The organism is Streptomyces sp. NBC_01716 (assembly GCF_036248275.1).
GTDB lineage: Bacteria > Actinomycetota > Actinomycetes > Streptomycetales > Streptomycetaceae > Streptomyces.
In genome coordinates this window covers 1,547,362-1,563,670 of sequence record NZ_CP109181.1, presented here as the reverse complement: position 1 = coordinate 1,563,670, position 16,309 = coordinate 1,547,362, and the positions used below count along the sequence as shown (strand labels likewise).

Genomic DNA, 16,309 nt, shown 5'->3' with positions numbered 1-16,309 from the left:
CCTCGTTGATTGACCTCCGCAAGGCAGTTGCACAGCTCTCCACCTCACGACGTATACATGCACCGATCCACGCACGAACCAGTGGATTCTTAGTTCACTGAAGCAAGGCGTCAGTGAAATGGCCTCTCACGCCCGGGCAGTCACATTCGGGCGCGCAGCGGAGGCGCAATTCTCAATCGTGGCCGGTTCACCGGCAGGTGGGGGGCGGATGGCGCGGGCGGTCTCCGTGACCTCGCCCGCGCGCAGCCGGCGCCACTGCTCCGGGTTGGCGGCCAGGATGCGGACGGCATCGCGATCCGGCCGTTGTTCCAGTCGCGCGCGAGCAGGTCGAGTACCTGCGTCTCACGTCCCGTCAGCTGTGGGAACGCCGACCGGTACGACACCGCGTACGGTTCCGAGAAGTACTCGCCCAGCCGCCTCGCGATCACCACGCTGGACACGGCGCCGCCCTCGGCGACGATCTGATGACGCGCAACGACTCCCGTTCGGAGTTCCGCTTGGTGATGTAGCCGCTCGCCCCGGCCCGCATGGCCGCCACCACCGAGTCGTCGTCGTCCCGGCTGTGCTGAGCTCCGTTCGCCGCGCTCCGCGTGCGCAGCACGCGCTCGGTCGACTCCACCTGGCTCACCGTTTCAAAGCCGTCCGCGTCCGCCAGGAGGTGCCTGATGCCGGCGCGAAACAGCGCCTGTTCATCGACAACCAGGACACGCACCATCACCGCACTCCTCCCAACACCGATCTGGGCGCGGTGGGCGTGCCGACGGTTCTCGCGAGGACCAGCCATCCTCGGTGCTGCGCTTCCAGTTCCGCATTCCTGACAGTGAGCACGCCGTTCCTCCCCGTTGGTCCTCGGCGCGCGTGGACTGCTTGATCACCCGCCGGTGGATGTGGGGCACAGTAGTCCGGCCCCGGCACTGAATCTGCCGGTTGTTCGCCCCACAAAAGCTCCGGTCCACCGTCGTCTGCCATGCCCAGCACGGAGTTCTCCATGCTCCGGCCGGGACCGCTGGTCATCCCCGCGTTCGGGGCCCTGACGCTCCTGGCGCGGCCGACCGCGCCGCACGCCACCGTGGCGATCACGGGTGACGGAAGCCTCTGGACCCACGACGCCGAGTGGACCGGCGCGTTGCGCGAACACCGTTTCCCCGCGGCCCGCGCGTGGACACCCGAGACGGTCGTCGGCTACCTCCGCAGCACCTCCTTCGCCCGGCCCGAACTCTTCGCGGACCGACACGAGGCGTTCGAGACCGAGGCCCGCCAGCTGCTCGACGTGCATGCCAAGGATGGGGTGCTGCGGGAGGAATCGGTGTTCACCTGATCTCGCGCTGCGACGGAGAGGCGGGCGCGGAGGTCCTGCTGTCCCGCCGGGCACGTGCCGTCGCGACTCTACGCGCAGCGGTTGGCCGCTGCCGCAGCCTCGAACGGCCCCGGAGACCGTGTAGGAGCACCGAATCGCGATGATCATTGTCGTGGGGCAGTGGCAGACGTCCTGCCGGAACACGGCGGGCATGGGGAGGGCAGGATGGCCGCCATGGCGAACAGTAGGACTGCGAAGCCGGCCTCGCGGACGGGACCGATACGGCATCCTCATCGAGATCCTTGCCGACCTCCACCACGAAGAACACGAAGACCGCCTGGAGCGGCTGGGCCTCGACTCCGCAGACCAGTTCGACCCCGCAGCCTTCGACACCGCTGAGGTCAACTCCGCGCTATCCGCCCTTGGGACCGTGCTCGTCAAGAACTGACACGTCACTGTCCGCCGTCAGCAGCACCGTCGCTTGCTGACGACGAGGTCAGACCCTCGCAAGATCAATGCGGCGCTGCACCAGTGGACGAGATTGGGGAAGCTCGGAACATCAAGCAACTCCGCCGACGGGCCTACCGGATCATGGAGTTGCCAGGGCTCCGTCAGGTGCGCCTGTACGACGCTCGGGCGTCCTTCTTCACACGTTGGCTCGGTGGGCGGGACACCGCCCGGTCGTGAGATTGTGAGATATGGGAGCGTGAGCGGGTGAGCGAGACGACGACCAGAACCTTGCAATACCGCGTTGACGGGCCAGAAGACGCCCCGACTCTGATCTTGGGTCCCTCTCTCGGTACCACATGGCACATGTGGGACAGACAGACGCCGGAACTGGCCAAGCACTGGCGGGTGGTCCGGTTCGACCTGCCCGGCCACGGCGGCGCGCCCGCCCACCCCGCCACCGGCGTACCCGAGCTCGCGGACCGGCTCCTGGCTACGCTCGACGGACTCGGCGTGCAGCGCTTCGGCTACGCCGGCTGCTCCATCGGCGGCGCGATCGGCGCGGAGCTGGCGCTGCGCCGCCCCGACCGGGTCGCCTCGCTCGCGCTCGTGGCGTCATCGCCGCGGTTCGGTACGGCGGACGAGTTCCGCCAGCGCGGGGTCATCGTCCGTACGAACGGTCTCGACCCGATGGCCCGCTCGGCGCCCGAGCGCTGGTTCACGGCCGGCTTCGCCGCCGCTCAGCCCGCGATCGTCGAATGGGCGGTCCAGATGGTCCGTACGACCGACCCGGGGTGCTACATCGCCGCGTGCGAGGCTCTCGCCGCCTTCGACGTACGGGCGGAGCTCGGCCGTATCGGCGTGCCGACGCTCGTTCTGGTCGGCGCCGAGGACAAGGTCACCGGACCCGCAGAGGCCCGCACACTGGTCGCCGGGATACCGGACGCCCGGCTCGCCCTGGTGCCGGGAGCCTCGCACCTGGCGCCCGTCGAGCAGCCCGCCGCCGTCACGGACCTCCTCATCCGTCACTTCTCCACCGCCTGGCAGAACCCCTCCGACACCTCGACCGGTCTGACGGTGCTGCCCGACTGGGCCACCTATCCCGGGCCGGGGGCGCCCGCGGGACCGCCGACCCTGTCGCCGATGACCTCCCCCGTCGCCGCCATCACCTCCGCCGAGCAGCCGCAGGCCGTGGCCGCCGTACGCCCGGATTCCTACGAGACGGGCATGCGGATCCGCAGGGAGGTCGTCGGTGACGCCCATGTCGACCAGGTCATGGCCGATACGGCCGGCTTCGCCGGTGACTTCCAGGAACTCCTCACCCGCTACGCCTGGGGCGAGGTCTGGAACCGGGAGGGCCTGGACCGCCGCAGCCGCAGCTGCGTCACGCTCACGGCACTCGTCGCCGGCGGTCACCTGGACGAGCTCGCCGTCGAGACCAGGGCCGCCCTGCGCAACGGCCTGACCCCTTCCGAGATCAAGGAAGTACTCATCCAGGCGGCCGTCTACTGCGGCTTCCCGGCGGCGACCGCGGCCTTCCGCGTCGTGGGCGCGGTCGTCCAGGAGGAGACCACGCCCGACAGCTAGCCCGACAGCTGGAGAGCGCGCCCCGGCCCGCCCGTTTGCCGTCCTGGAGGCGGATGTCGACCATGGGAGGGTGCGATGCCGGTGTCGTACGGAACACCGCCCAGGAACCCGCGACACGAGGTGATCACGGTGAAGCTCACCAAGAAGTCCCACGCCTGCGTCCGTCTGGAGAAGGACGGGCTGACGCTTGTCATCGATCCCGGCGTCTTCAGTGAGGAGGACGCGGCGATCGGCGCTGACGCCGTTCTCGTCACGCACGAGCACCCCGACCACTTCGAGGAAGGCCGGCTGCGGGCCGCCCTCGAAAGCAACCCGGCGGCCGAGATCTGGACCCTGCGCAGTGTCGCGGACAAGCTGTCGGGGGCCTTTCCGGGCCGCGTGCACACCGTGGGCCACGGCGACACCTTCACGGCGGCCGGCTTCGACGTGGAGGTGCACGGGGAACTCCACGCGGTGATCCATCCCGACATCCCGCGGATCACCAACGTCGGCTATCTCGTGGACGGTTCGCTCTTCCACCCCGGCGACGCGCTCACCGTCCCCGGCCGGTCCGTCGAGACGCTGATGCTCCCCGTGCACGCGCCCTGGAACAAGATCTCCGAGGTGATCGACTACGCACGCGAGGTCAAGCCGCGGCGCACCTTCGACATCCACGACGCGCTGCTCACCGATCTGGCGCGGCCTCTGTACGACGGCATGCTCGGCCGCCTCGGGGGCGGCGGGCACAGCAGGCTCGCCCCCGGCGAGTCCACCGACCTGTGACCTCCTGAAGAGGGACGGTCGCGAGGGTGACTGTCAGACCCCGCCGATAGGCTGTCGTGCATGCGCATCGCCACCTGGAATGTCAATTCGATCACCGCCCGGCTGCCCCGGCTGCTGGCCTGGCTGGAGAGCACGGGCACGGACGTGCTGTGCGTCCAGGAGACCAAGAGCACCCTGGAGCAGTTCCCCTCCGACGCCCTGCGCGAGCTGGGTTACGAGTCGGAGGTCAACGCCTCGGGGAGATGGAACGGCGTGGCGCTGATCTCCCGCGTCGGTCTGGACGATGTCGTCAAGGGCCTGCCCGGCGGCCCGGAGTACGAGGGTGTCGAGGAGCCCCGCGCCATCTCGGCGACCTGTGGCGGCGTCGGGATCTGGTCGGTGTACGTGCCCAACGGCCGCGAGGTCACGCACGAGCACTACGCGTACAAGCTGCGCTGGCTGGAGGCGCTGCGCACGGCGGTGGCCGAGGACAGCGCGGGGGAGAGGCCGTTCGCCGTCCTCGGTGACTTCAACGTCGCGCCGACCGACCAGGACGTGTGGGACCCGGCGCTGTTCGAGGGCGCCACCCACGTGACACCCGCCGAGCGTGCGGCGCTGGCCGCCCTCCGTGACGGTGGTCTGTCCGATGTGATGCCGCGTCCGCTCAAGTACGACCAGCCGTACACTTTCTGGGACTACCGTGAACTCCGGTTCCCGAAGAACCGGGGTATGCGAATCGACCTCGTCTACGGCAACGGGCCCTTCACCGCTGCCGTCAAGGACAGTTATGTCGACCGTGAGGAGCGCAAGGGCAAGGGTGCCTCGGACCACGCCCCGGTCGTCGTGGATCTCGACCTCTGATGTTCCGGGGGACGCGGTCGGCATCGGCGGGTCCGGCCGTGGGCATTCTGCCTCTGATACCGCCCGCGTGCCCTGAGGTGCGCGGGCACGGGGAAATGGCAGGCTGAGTGGTATGAACATCCCTTTCTTGGACAACTGGCGCAAAAAGAACGGCGCGGACGAGGGGGCCGCGCAGGCGTCCGTCGTCGGGGATGACGCGGAGGGCGTGGCGGAACTGCTGTCGGAGTGCGAGCTGCTGCGTGTCCGGGCAGCGCAGTCCGGACTCGAACTGGACGATTCCCCGGCCTCGTTGGAGGCCCTGGACCAACTGCCCCCGCGCTGGCGCGACGACCCGGAGGAGCTGCCCTGGCTGGGCAACGACGCGGGGCTGTATCTCGGCACCGTCATCGTCCGTACGGTCAAGGGGGCGGCCTGGCACATCTGGCCCGGCGGTCATCCCGTCGTACGGCTCGTCTCCGGCCGGGAGATCCAGGTCGTGGAGGCCGGTCTCGACTGGGCCGTCAGTGGCGCGCCCGAACTGTCGCAGGTGTACGCGGAAGCGTCCGAAGCCTGACCGGCGGACCGCGCCACCTGGTCGTTAATACGGCTTATGCCCGATTTATGCGTGTCGGGCGTGAAGTCCCTTGGTGCGCTGGATAGTTTGCGCTGACCTCGACAGAGCCGAGAACGGGGAGGGCAGTGTATGGCCGTCGACCACGGTCCGACGGGCAGTCCGCGGCGGGAGCCGCAGCACGATCCACAAATCATCCACACAACCCCGACGGGATCTCCCGGTCCGGGAGTTCGGGTACGCGGGCGAGCTCATCGCGGCGGATCTGGACTACGATTTGCCGTTCATCCCCATGGTGACGGTGGTCTTGCCCACAGAGGCCACGGATGTCGCGACGGTCTCGGGCACCGCCCGGTGGTCCGTACGCGTCCGCCGTGCTCCACGCACGCGGGGATGGTCCCGCCGCCGCCCGACGCGCGGTAGCTCAAGGGACATGGCCCGCCTCCCGCCACTCGCGGGAGGACCCTCCGGCAGCAGCCGGGGATCACTTCTCGCGCCGCGGGACCGACAGGCACCATGGGTCGGGCGTGGCCGGGGAGAAGGTCAGCTGCGTGCCGGGAGGGGCCGTGTCCGACATGGAGCGGGCCCGCGTCGTCGTGAGGCACGACGAGGGCGCCGCTCTCCCCTTCTTCCGGCCGTTCCCGCAGGCCCGTTCCTGCGGCCCCGTTCCCCCGGCCCCTTCCCGCGGTCCCGCCCGCCGGGCCCCGTCAGCTTGACGCCCGGTGCGAGGTGCGTGCGGCCGGTGCGGGCTCCCGCGCCGCCCTGGTGACATCCGCGACCAGCTCGACCACATCGGGGCCGTACGCCTGCGAGTTGACCACCTTCAGCAGCAGACAGAACGTGTCGCGTCCGTGCTTGCGCGCCAGCTTCTCGTGGTGCTTGGCCAGATAGCGCGAGGCCGCCTGGTTGGTGATGGCCCGCTGTCCGCAGAAGAGGAAGACCGGCCGGGAGTCCTGACCGGCGGTCAGCCGCGCCAGGATGACGTACTCCGCCACACCCGGGTCGACCCGGTAGCGCTCGCTGCCGATCTGGAACGCCCCGCGGTCCGGGCCAGGATCGGGATCCGTGTTGATCTTGACGCCGGGCAGCAGCGAGGAGAGATGGGCGGCCATCCGGCGGTTCGACGCGGGGCCGCCGAGGCAGAACTCCGTCCGCTCGCCGAACCCCTGCTGCGCCGAGTCGTGCTGGACTATCTGGGCGTGCGCCCCGCAGTCCTTGATCAGCGCGGATATCTCAAGAAGAGCGAAGACGTCATGACGGTGGACGGCACCGTCCCCGCCCGCCTCCCGGTTGACGACCAGCAGGCATTCGGAGTTGCCGGGCAGCCCGAAGAACGCCTGCTTCCGCCTGAGTTTGCGCCGCCAGAGATAGGTACGGGCGAACCAGCCGAGGAAGGCGGAGACACCGGCGGCGAGCACCCCGAGAACGATGTTGCGTACGTCGTCAGTCATGGGCGCGCACTTTAGCGGCACGGCGCCACGACGGACATCCCGCACCGGCTTGGGGACCAGGTCCTGTCCCGGCCTTGTCCGCGAGGATCCGCCGGAGGTCCTAGTGGTTCTGGCGGGGCGCGAGTGGTGAAGTTACGCTCCCCGGACGGACGTCCCCCGGAGGTACAGATGCCCCGCCTCGCCGCACGTAACGTCTCGATCGTGGCTCTCACCGCCGCGATGCTCTCGGTAGGGGCTGCCGCCCCGCCGTCCGCACCATCCTTCTCACCCTCCCCGGTCACCACGACCCCCGCCAAATCACCGGTCGCCGTCGGCTACGGCGGGGCGGTGTCGAGCGTCGACAAGGACGCCTCCGCCGCCGGCATCGAGGTGCTGCGGCGCGGCGGCAACGCCGTCGACGCGGCGGTGGCGACCGCCGCCGCTCTCGGCGTCACCGAGCCCTACTCCGCCGGCATCGGCGGTGGCGGCTACTTCGTCTACTACGACGCCAGGTCCCGCTCCGTCCACACCATCGACGGCCGCGAGACCGCCCCCAAGTCGGCCGACGCCACCCTCTTCCAGGAGGACGGCAAGCCGATCCCCTTCGCGGAGGGGATGACGAGCGGACTCGGTGTCGGTACGCCCGGTACCCCGGCGACCTGGGAGAGGGCGCTCGACTCCTGGGGGAGCGCCTCGCTGCGGGAGTTGCTGAAGCCCGCCGAACGGCTGGCGAAGGACGGCTTCACCGTCGACGAGACGTTCCGCTCCCAGACCGCCTCGAACCAGGCGCGGTTCGCCGACTTCCCCGCCAGCGCCGAGCTGTTCCTGCCCGGCGGTGAACTCCCGGTGACCGGCTCGGTGTTCAAGAACCCCGACCTGGCGCGTACGTACGCGGAGCTGGGCCGGCGCGGCACCGGCGCGCTCTACCGGGGCGACCTCGCCCGCGACATCGTGCGCACCGTCCGCACCCCGCCCGTCGACCCGGACGCGACGCGCAAGGTCCGGCCGGGCGATCTGACGACCGGGGACCTGGCGGCGTACCGTACCAAGCGCCAGGCGCCGACGAAGGTCTCCTACCGAGGGCTCGACGTGTACGGCATGGCGCCGTCCTCCTCGGGCGGCACGAGCGTCGGCGAGGCGCTCAACATCCTGGAGCGCACGGACCTCTCGGACGCCTCGCAGGAGAAATATCTGCACCGCTTCATCGAGGCGAGCCGCATCGCCTTCGCCGACCGGGGCCGCTGGCTGGGTGACCCCGCCTTCGAGGACGTCCCCACCAAGGGCCTGCTGTCGCAGCGCTTCGCCGACTCCCGGGAATGCCTCATCAAGGACGACGCGGTGCTGAAGAGCCCGCTCGCGCCCGGTGACCCGTCGAAGCCGGTGGCGTGCGCGGCGGGCGGTACGGCGGCGCCCACGACGTACGAGGGGGAGAACACCACGCATCTGACGGCCGCCGACAAGTGGGGCAACGTCGTCGCGTACACACTGACGATCGAGTCGACGGGCGGCAGTGGCATCACCGTTCCCGGGCGGGGCTTCCTCCTCAACAACGAGCTGACGGACTTCTCGTTCGCCGCGGCGAACCCGGCCGTCCACGACCCGAACCTGCCCGGCCCCGGCAAGCGGCCGAGGTCGTCCATCTCCCCGACGATCGTGCTCGACGAGCGTGACCGCCCGGTCCTGGCGCTCGGCTCCCCGGGCGGCGCGACGATCATCACGACCGTGCTCCAGACGCTCACCGGTCATCTCGACCGGGGTCTGCCGCTGGTCGACGCGATCGCGGCGCCGCGCGCGAGCCAGCGCAACGCGGTGGCGACGGAGCTGGAGCCGGGGCTGTACGACAGCCCGTTGCGCGCCCAACTCGAAGCACTGGGGCACGCGTTCACCAGGAACCCGGAGATCGGCGCGGCGACCGGCGTCCAGCGGCTGCCGGACGGCCGCTGGCTGGCGGCGGCGGAGAAGGACCGCAGGGGCGGCGGCTCCGCGATGGTGGTGCACCCGGCCGGACGCCGGTAACGCGCGAGGCGAGGAACGCGTACGGCGCCGCCCCGGCGAGGGGCGGCGCCGTACGCGCCTGGGCCGTGTTTTCAAAGTAGCGCCTGGCCCGCGGCGTCGAAGACACGGCCCAGGTCGCGAATCCCCGGTCAGAGCTGTGTCAGGATCCGCGGGCCCTCGTCCGTGATCGCCACCGTGTGCTCGGCGTGGGCCGCGCGGTTGCCGTCCGACGTACGGATCGACCAGCCGTCGCTCGCCGTGTAGTGGTCGTCGGTCCCGCTCGCGATCAGCATCGGCTCGATCGCCAGCACCATGCCGTGGCGCAGCGGCATGCCCCTGCCGGGCCTGCCCTCGTTGGGCACGCCCGGGTCCTCGTGCATGGTGCGGCCGACGCCGTGGCCGCCGAAGCCGTCCGGGATCCCGTAGCCGGCGGCGCGGCAGACGCGTCCGATCGCGTGGGCGATGTCGCCGACGCGGTTGCCGACGACGGCCGCCGCGATACCCGCGTCCAGAGCCTCGAAGGCCGTGTCGATGAGCCGGGTGTCCTCGGGGCGGGCCCGGCCCACGGTGAAGCTGATCGCCGAGTCACCGACCCAGCCGCCCGCCGAGGCACCGCAGTCGATGCTGACGAGGTCGCCGTCGCGCAGCGCGTGGTCGCCGGGGATGCCGTGCACGATCGTGTCGTTGACCGACGCGCAGATGACGGCCGGGAAGGGCACCGGCGCCCAGGAGGGGCGGTAGCCGAGGAAGGGCGAGCCCGCCGCCGCCTCGGTCAGCACCGCGCGGGCGACCAGGTCCAGCTCCCGCAGGGTCACGCCTATGGTGGCCCGCTCCCGTACCGCGGTGAGCGCTTGTGCGACGATCCGGCCCGCGACGCGCATGGCGTCCAGGGACGCGTCCGTTTTGATCTCTACCATTCCAATAACTATACCGCTTGCTTCCGGTATTACAATGACGGCATGGTACGCACCCCCCTGACCCCCGAAGAGCGCGAGCGCGGCGAGCGGCTGGGCCGGCTGCTCCGCGAGGCGCGCGGACCGCGCAGCATGGTGGAGATCGCGGCCGTCGCCGGACTCTCGCCCGAGACGCTGCGCAAGATCGAGACCGGCCGCGCCCCGACACCCGCCTTCTTCACCGTCGCGGCACTCGCCGGGGCGCTGGGGCTGTCGATGGACGAGGTCGCCGCGGCCTGCTCGCCCTTGCCCGCCTGAGCGGCGCCGTATAGGCGGCAGCGTTTCGGATCCCGGTCGCCGCGGAGGCCTTCCGGCCCGCACGGCGTAGGCTCGGCGTCGTGACTCTCGACGCACTCGGACGCAGCCGCTATGTCAGCCTCACCACCTACCGCAAGGACGGCACCGGAGTCGACACTCCGGTCTGGCACGCCGTGGACGGCGGTGAGTTGTTCATCTACAGCCGTAGCGACGCCTGGAAGATCAAGCGGATACGGAACAACAGCAGTGTCGTCGTGACCGCCTGCGACGTGCGCGGGCGCATCGCGCCGGGCGCGGCGAGCGCCAAGGGGACGGCCCGGCTGCTGGAGGGTGACGGGCTCGCCCGGATCAACAAACTCCTTGCCCGCAAGTACACCTGGCAGTTCTGGCTCGTCGCCCGGCCGGCCGCGCTCGTACGGCGCGGCAAGCGCGTGCACACGGGAATCGCCATCAGTTTCTGACCTGTGTCCGGCGCGCCGACTTGTGAAAGAACCTTGACGTCTCACCACATTTTTTCCTCGGAAACGTGACGTCGAACACCCGCTGAAGCCATACTTGGGTGATCGCACCGCACCGTGCGCGACAACCCCGCGTAGCCGTCACGTAACACGGCTGCGGTTTCATGCCGGCGGGCCGGACGGTTCCCTTACGGCAGTGCGCAGCAGGGCAGGGGCGGGAAAGACAGCGATGACGAGGCATGAACTTCCGGCGGAGATCGGGGCATTCGCGCGGTACTTCCGGGGGATGACGGCGCTCCTCGACCCGGACGGCGGCTGGTACGCGGTGTTCAGGCAGCGCGACCCCGAGGGGCTCAGGGCCTGTCTGGACGGCGCCGAAGTACCACCCTGGGACGTGGTGGAGTCGCTGCTCCACGATCTCGCCGCCAGCCACGAGAACCGTCCGGTCGACCGCGAGACCGCCCGCGCGAGCAGGCTGCACGCCGCGTCCGCCGCCGCGCACGACCGCCTCCCCGGCGGCCCCGACGCGCTCAACGAGCGGCTGCGGCTGATGCGGCACGAACAGGCCGCGGCGGCGGGCCGGGCCGACGAGGTCATGCGCCGCCTCCGGCTGGCCGGCGAGGGTTCGCCCGAGTCGGATCAGCTCGAATACGACCTGGCCTGGGTCCGCGACGACTACGCGCGCGCCACGGCCCGCTGCACCGAACTGGGCGAACGCCTCGCGGCCGTCGCCGCCCGGCCGAACGTACCGGCGGACGCGGAATCCGGCCACGGCGCACCCGCTCCGCGCGCGCCCTCTCCGGCGCACGCCGCGCCCGAGGCGAGACCCACGTCCGCCGACGGGTGGTACCGGGCCGAGGAGCCGGCGGCGGACGACCAGTCGGTCTTCGGCCGCCCCGAGCGCGGCCGCCCGGCCATGCCCGACGAGTGGTTCCGCCCGGAGCCGGGCCGGGCCGGCGAGGCCGGCTCCGCCAACGGCGCGGACAGCCGCCGCGGTTCGGGCGACGCGGGCGACACCGGCTCCAACCCCGCCGTTGGCGCGGACGATTCACCGGAGATGGCGCAGGTGCCCGCCCCGCGCCGCAAGCAGCGCAAGCAACGGGGCGCGCGCTTCGCCTTCACCGAAGGCGTCGGTCCCTCGGCCACGCCCCTCGTCCCGCCCGCCGCCACCGCGCCGCCCCGCGGCGCCCGTTTCGGCGGTGCTCCCGGCTCCGACCGGGACCGCAAGGAGGGACCGGACGCCGGAATGACCCGGCAGCAGTCCGAGGCACGCCGCGCCGCGCTCGACACGGTGGCCGTGCTCGTCGGGCTGCGCGCGGCAGGCCGCAGCGGTGAGGCCCACGTCGTCATCTACGAGGCCGCCGCCGGGCCCGCCGAACAACTGCCCTTCCTCGCCGCCGAGTTGCACCGCGCCGAACTGGGCGCCGACTGGGCATCGGTGCTCTGGGAGGTGTCGTCCCTGCCGCCCGACAGACTCGCCGCGGCGGCGGGCGCGCTCGCGATGGCCGGCCGCGACGCGGACTGCGGCGTACTGCTGCGCCAGGGCGTCTCCCGGTCCGCCGAGGACATCGCCCACGCGGTCGTCGCCCTCGGCGACGCGGGCCGCGCCCAGGAGGTCCAGGCGCTGCTCGGGGCCTTCGTCCGGGCCCGTACGCCCGAGGACGCGGCGTCGATCGCCGCCGTGGACCCGCCCCGGCTGGTGCCTCGGCTGATCGAGGCGGCCCGGGGCGTCTCCACCACCCACGAGCGTGATCTCGCCCGCGCTCTGCGGAGCGCGGGGATCAGCGGCTGATCCCGGACGTGTCCGGAACGGACCATCCGGACACGCCTTCGGCCATCTGTGGACCGGCCGGGTGCGAAACATGATCGACTCAGCGGCTTGACAGCGATGGTCTTGCCCCGGTGGGACGGCGGGCTTAGGTTCTCCTCCTACGCACCGTATCTACGGGCGTAGAAAGCCCGAGAACAAAGCCCGACCTTCCCGCCGAAGGAGCAGCTCGTGGCCAGAGTCGTACGCGCCGCACTCGTCCAGGCGACCTGGACCGGCGAAACCGAATCCATGATCGCCAAGCATGAGGACCACGCCCGCGAGGCGGCCCGGCAAGGCGCCAAGGTCATCGGCTTCCAGGAGGTGTTCAACGCCCCTTACTTCTGCCAGGTACAGGAGCCCGAGCACTACCGGTGGGCCGAACCGGTCCCCGACGGGCCGACCGTGACCCGGATGCGGGCCCTCGCGCAGGAGACCGGAATGGTCGTCGTCGTGCCGGTCTTCGAGGTCGAGCAGTCCGGGTTCTACTACAACACCGCGGCCGTGATCGACGCCGACGGCACGTATCTCGGCAAGTACCGCAAGCACCACATCCCGCAGGTCAAGGGCTTCTGGGAGAAGTACTACTTCAAGCCGGGCAACGCGGGCTGGCCCGTCTTCGACACCGCAGTGGGCAAGATCGGCGTATACATCTGCTACGACCGGCACTTCCCGGAAGGCTGGCGCCAACTCGGCCTGAACGGCGCCGAACTGGTCTACAACCCCTCGGCCACCTCGCGCGGTCTCTCCAGCTATCTGTGGCAGCTGGAGCAGCCCGCCGCCGCCGTCGCCAACGAGTACTTCGTCGCCGCGATCAACCGCGTCGGCCAGGAGGAGTACGGCGACAACGACTTCTACGGGACGTCGTACTTCGTCGACCCGCGCGGCCAGTTCGTCGGCGAGACTGCGAGCGACAAGGCCGAGGAACTGGTCGTCAGGGACCTGGACTTCGGGGTCATCGACGAGGTGCGCCGGCAGTGGGCGTTCTACCGGGACCGCCGCCCGGACGCGTACGAGGGGCTGGTGCAACCGTGACCGAAGCGCCCGCGGGTACGCCCGCCGGTACGTCCGCGGCGCAGGCCGCCGCCGGTCCGGCCGCCGGTTCCACCGCTTCCGCCCCGTCCCACCGAGCACCGGTCCAGCTGCCGGCCACCGACCTGTACGACCGGCACCGCGCCGTTCTGCCCGACTGGCTGGCGCTCTACTACCGGCGGCCCCTGGAACTCACCCACGGCGAGGGACGGCACGTCTGGGACGCCGACGGCAACCGCTATCTCGACTTCTTCGGCGGCATCCTCACCACCATGACCGCCCACGCCCTCCCCGAGGTCACCAAGGCGGTGAGCGAACAGGCCGGGCGGCTCATCCACTCCTCCACGCTCTACCTCAACCGCCCGATGGTCGAGTTCGCCGAGCGCGTCGCCCATCTCTCCGGCATCCCGGACGCCCGGGTCTTCGTCACCACCTCAGGCACCGAGGCCAACGACACCGCGCTGCTGCTCGCCACCGCGTACCGCCGCTCCAACCAGATCCTGGCGATGCGCAACAGCTACCACGGCCGGTCCTTCTCCACCGTGGCCATCACCGGCAACAGCGGCTGGTCCCCGACGAGCCTCTCGCCGCTCCAGACGCTCTACGTGCACGGCGGCGTCCGCACCAGAGGCCCGTACGCGCACCTGTCCGACGCCGAGTTCATCGCGGCGTGCGTGGCCGATCTGGAGGACTTGCTCGGACACACCCGCACGCCGGCCGCGCTGATCGCCGAACCGATCCAGGGCGTCGGCGGGTTCACCTCACCGCCCGACGGTCTGTACGCCGCGTTCCGCGAAGTCCTCGACCGGCACGGCATCCTGTGGATAAGCGACGAGGTGCAGACCGGCTGGGGCCGTACCGGCGAGCACTTCTGGGGCTGGCAGGCGCACGCCGACAACGGCCCGCCGGACATCCTCACCTTCGCCAAGGGCATCGGCAACGGCATGTCCGTCGGCGGTGTCGTCGCCCGCGCCGAGATCATGAACTGCCTTGACACCAACTCCATTTCGACCTTCGGCGGCAGCCCGGTCACGATGGCGGCGGGCGTCGCCAACCTCACGTACCTCCTGGAACACGACCTCCCCGGCAACGCGCGCCGCGTCGGCGGCCTGCTGATCGAGCGGCTGCGCGCGGTGGGGGCCACGGTCCCCGCTGTACGGGAAGTACGCGGACGGGGGCTGATGATCGGCATCGAGCTGGTGAAACCCGGCACCGACGAGGCGAACCCGGAGGCGGCAGCGGCGGTGACGGAGGCGGCCCGCGAGGGCGGCCTGCTGATCGGCAAGGGCGGCGGCCACGACTCCAGCGTGCTGCGCATCGCGCCACCGCTCTCCCTCACGGTCGCCGAGGCGGAGGAGGGTGCGGCGATCCTCGAACGCGCCCTGGACAGCGTCTAGTTCTGGTCGCCGGTCGATCGAGGACAGCAGCCACGCCACCGACGCTCACGCTCACGTTCCGTCATGTCACGGAGGTCATGTCATGAGTAATCGCACGCTCGTCCGGGGCGGTCTGGTCATCACCGCCGCCGACGAAGTCCACGCCGACGTGCTGACCGAGGACGGCCGTATCGTCGCGCTCGCCTCCAACGGCTCCGACGTCGCCGCGAGTTGGACCGCCGACCGGGTCATCGACGCCACCGGCAAGTACGTCATCCCGGGCGGCGTCGACGGCCACACGCACATGGAGATGCCGTTCGGCGGGACCTTCGCCGCCGACACCTTCGAGACCGGCACCCGCGCCGCCGCGTGGGGCGGCACCACCACCGTCGTCGACTTCGCCATCCAGTCGCCTGGCCAGGCGCTGCGCGAAGGGCTCGACGCCTGGTACGCGAAGGCGGACGGCAACTGCGCGATCGACTACGGCTTCCATATGATCCTCGCCGACGTCAACGAGCACTCCCTCAAGGAGATGGACCTCCTCGTCCAGGAGGGCATCACCTCCTTCAAGCTGTTCATGGCCTACCCCGGCGTCTTCTACAGCGACGACGGCCAGATCCTGCGCGCCATGCAACGGGCCTCCCACAACGGGGGGTTGATCATGATGCACGCCGAGAACGGCATCGCGATCGACGTCCTCGTGGAGCAGGCGCTGGCCGCCGGACGCACCGATCCGCGCTACCACGGAGAAGTACGCAAGGTCCTGCTGGAGGCCGAGGCGACGCACCGCGCGATCCAGCTCGCGCGCGTCGCGGACGCGCCGCTCTACGTCGTCCACGTCTCCGCCGAGGAAGCCGTCGCGGAGCTGGCGGCGGCCCGCGACATGGGACTTCCCGTCTTCGGCGAGACCTGCCCGCAGTACCTCTTCCTGTCCACCGACAATCTCGCCGAGCCGGACTTCGAGGGCGCCAAATACGTCTGCTCGACGCCGCTCAGGCCCCGTGAACACCAGGCGGCCCTCTGGCGCGGACTGCGCACCGACGATCTCCAGGTGGTCTCCACCGACCACTGCCCGTTCTGCTTCAACGGGCAGAAGGAGATGGGCCGCGGCGACTTCTCCAAGATCCCCAACGGGCTGCCGGGCGTGGAGCACCGGATGGACCTGCTCCACCAGGCCGTCGTCGAGGGGCACATCAGCCGGCGCCGCTGGATCGAGATCGCCTGCGCGACCCCGGCCAGGATGTTCGGCCTCTACCCCAAGAAGGGCACCATCGCGCCCGGCGCCGACGCCGACATCGTCATCTACGACCCGCACGCCGAACAGACCCTGTCCGCCGAGACGCACCACATGGACGTCGACTACTCGGTGTACGAGGGGAAGCGGATCACCGGGCAGGTCGAGACCGTCCTGTCGCGCGGTGAGGTCGTCATCGACGGCCGGAAGTACACCGGCCGTGCGGGGCACGGCATCTACACCCCCCGCTCGACCTGTCAGTACCTCACCTGAAAGTTGGGAG

General features: G+C 70.6%; 16 protein-coding genes. 13 read left to right on the top strand and 3 right to left on the bottom strand.

The features are described from left to right. Window positions 1–424: 424 nt before the first annotated feature. On the bottom strand, window positions 425–715 hold the full coding sequence (locus OIE74_RS06675; RefSeq protein WP_329379394.1) for a hypothetical protein: 291 nt from the start codon (window positions 713–715) through the stop codon (window positions 425–427). Between the two features lie 252 nt (window positions 716–967). Here OIE74_RS06675 and OIE74_RS06670 point away from each other — a divergent pair, with 252 nt between their 5' ends. From OIE74_RS06670 to OIE74_RS06645, 6 genes are all read left to right on the top strand, one after another. Then, the gene (locus OIE74_RS06670) at window positions 968–1,318 is read left to right on the top strand and encodes a hypothetical protein (protein WP_329379392.1); all 351 of its coding nucleotides are present in this window, start codon (window positions 968–970) and stop codon (window positions 1,316–1,318) included. A gap of 139 nt (window positions 1,319–1,457) precedes the next feature. Next, window positions 1,458–1,745 (top strand): hypothetical protein, encoded by a 288-nt coding sequence (locus OIE74_RS06665; RefSeq protein ID WP_329379390.1) that lies wholly within the window; start codon window positions 1,458–1,460, stop codon window positions 1,743–1,745. Between the two features lie 266 nt (window positions 1,746–2,011). After that, window positions 2,012–3,331: a bifunctional 3-oxoadipate enol-lactonase/4-carboxymuconolactone decarboxylase PcaDC gene (gene pcaDC / locus OIE74_RS06660; protein WP_329379388.1), complete on the top strand. Its 1,320-nt coding sequence runs from the start codon at window positions 2,012–2,014 to the stop codon at window positions 3,329–3,331. 129 nt (window positions 3,332–3,460) lie between these two features. Then, window positions 3,461–4,093 carry an MBL fold metallo-hydrolase gene (locus OIE74_RS06655; RefSeq protein ID WP_329379386.1) on the top strand — a complete coding sequence of 211 codons (633 nt, stop codon included), beginning with the start codon at window positions 3,461–3,463 and terminating at the stop codon, window positions 4,091–4,093. 60 nt (window positions 4,094–4,153) lie between these two features. Then, the gene (locus OIE74_RS06650; protein ID WP_329379384.1) at window positions 4,154–4,933 is read left to right on the top strand and encodes an exodeoxyribonuclease III; all 780 of its coding nucleotides are present in this window, start codon (window positions 4,154–4,156) and stop codon (window positions 4,931–4,933) included. Between the two features lie 112 nt (window positions 4,934–5,045). Then, complete coding sequence (locus OIE74_RS06645) at window positions 5,046–5,486, top strand: DUF6278 family protein (RefSeq protein WP_329379382.1); 441 nt, start codon at window positions 5,046–5,048, stop codon at window positions 5,484–5,486. A 704-nt stretch (window positions 5,487–6,190) separates the two neighbouring features. On the opposite strand, the gene OIE74_RS06640 is transcribed toward OIE74_RS06645, so the two are convergent. Then, window positions 6,191–6,934 carry a hypothetical protein gene (locus OIE74_RS06640; protein WP_329379380.1) on the bottom strand — a complete coding sequence of 248 codons (744 nt, stop codon included), beginning with the start codon at window positions 6,932–6,934 and terminating at the stop codon, window positions 6,191–6,193. 168 nt (window positions 6,935–7,102) lie between these two features. Between OIE74_RS06640 and ggt the strand changes: the two genes are divergently transcribed. Beyond that, window positions 7,103–8,929 (top strand): gamma-glutamyltransferase, encoded by a 1,827-nt coding sequence (ggt, locus tag OIE74_RS06635; protein WP_329379378.1) that lies wholly within the window; start codon window positions 7,103–7,105, stop codon window positions 8,927–8,929. Between the two features lie 128 nt (window positions 8,930–9,057). Here ggt and map read toward each other — a convergent pair whose 3' ends face one another. After that, window positions 9,058–9,825 carry a type I methionyl aminopeptidase gene (gene map, locus OIE74_RS06630; RefSeq protein WP_329379376.1) on the bottom strand — a complete coding sequence of 256 codons (768 nt, stop codon included), beginning with the start codon at window positions 9,823–9,825 and terminating at the stop codon, window positions 9,058–9,060. A gap of 42 nt (window positions 9,826–9,867) precedes the next feature. Here map and OIE74_RS06625 point away from each other — a divergent pair, with 42 nt between their 5' ends. The 6 genes from OIE74_RS06625 (at window position 9,868) to hydA (ending at window position 16,299) form a co-directional block, all read left to right on the top strand. Further along, window positions 9,868–10,119: a helix-turn-helix domain-containing protein gene (locus tag OIE74_RS06625; RefSeq protein WP_189106736.1), complete on the top strand. Its 252-nt coding sequence runs from the start codon at window positions 9,868–9,870 to the stop codon at window positions 10,117–10,119. 80 nt (window positions 10,120–10,199) lie between these two features. Then, entirely contained in the window at window positions 10,200–10,580 is a 381-nt protein-coding gene (locus tag OIE74_RS06620) for a PPOX class F420-dependent oxidoreductase (protein WP_329379372.1), read from the top strand. Window positions 10,581–10,806: 226 nt separating this feature from the next. Further along, the gene (locus OIE74_RS06615) at window positions 10,807–12,369 is read left to right on the top strand and encodes a hypothetical protein (RefSeq protein ID WP_329379368.1); all 1,563 of its coding nucleotides are present in this window, start codon (window positions 10,807–10,809) and stop codon (window positions 12,367–12,369) included. 207 nt (window positions 12,370–12,576) lie between these two features. Further along, a complete protein-coding gene (locus OIE74_RS06610) occupies window positions 12,577–13,419 on the top strand; it encodes a nitrilase-related carbon-nitrogen hydrolase (RefSeq protein ID WP_329379366.1) in 843 nt (280 codons plus the stop codon). Window positions 13,420–13,526: 107 nt separating this feature from the next. Then, window positions 13,527–14,813, top strand: coding sequence for an aspartate aminotransferase family protein (locus OIE74_RS06605; RefSeq protein ID WP_329392195.1), 1,287 nt, complete (start codon window positions 13,527–13,529; stop codon window positions 14,811–14,813). An 82-nt stretch (window positions 14,814–14,895) separates the two neighbouring features. Next, window positions 14,896–16,299, top strand: a complete 1,404-nt coding sequence (gene hydA / locus OIE74_RS06600; RefSeq protein ID WP_329379364.1) for a dihydropyrimidinase — start codon at window positions 14,896–14,898, stop codon at window positions 16,297–16,299. Window positions 16,300–16,309: the final 10 nt, after the last annotated feature.

What these genes read in the sequence shown, in the direction of transcription:
- OIE74_RS06675 (WP_329379394.1), bottom strand. Translation starts at nt 715, where the DNA reads ATGGTGCGTGTCCTGGTTGTCGATGAACAGGCGCTGTTTCGCGCCGGC.
- OIE74_RS06670 (WP_329379392.1), top strand. Translation starts at nt 968, where the DNA reads ATGCCCAGCACGGAGTTCTCCATGCTCCGGCCGGGACCGCTGGTCATC.
- OIE74_RS06665 (WP_329379390.1), top strand. Translation starts at nt 1,458, where the DNA reads ATGATCATTGTCGTGGGGCAGTGGCAGACGTCCTGCCGGAACACGGCG.
- OIE74_RS06650 (WP_329379384.1), top strand. Translation starts at nt 4,154, where the DNA reads ATGCGCATCGCCACCTGGAATGTCAATTCGATCACCGCCCGGCTGCCC.
- OIE74_RS06645 (WP_329379382.1), top strand. Translation starts at nt 5,046, where the DNA reads ATGAACATCCCTTTCTTGGACAACTGGCGCAAAAAGAACGGCGCGGAC.
- OIE74_RS06640 (WP_329379380.1), bottom strand. Translation starts at nt 6,934, where the DNA reads ATGACTGACGACGTACGCAACATCGTTCTCGGGGTGCTCGCCGCCGGT.
- ggt (WP_329379378.1), top strand. Translation starts at nt 7,103, where the DNA reads ATGCCCCGCCTCGCCGCACGTAACGTCTCGATCGTGGCTCTCACCGCC.
- map (WP_329379376.1), bottom strand. Translation starts at nt 9,825, where the DNA reads ATGGTAGAGATCAAAACGGACGCGTCCCTGGACGCCATGCGCGTCGCG.
- OIE74_RS06625 (WP_189106736.1), top strand. Translation starts at nt 9,868, where the DNA reads ATGGTACGCACCCCCCTGACCCCCGAAGAGCGCGAGCGCGGCGAGCGG.
- OIE74_RS06615 (WP_329379368.1), top strand. Translation starts at nt 10,807, where the DNA reads ATGACGAGGCATGAACTTCCGGCGGAGATCGGGGCATTCGCGCGGTAC.
- hydA (WP_329379364.1), top strand. Translation starts at nt 14,896, where the DNA reads ATGAGTAATCGCACGCTCGTCCGGGGCGGTCTGGTCATCACCGCCGCC.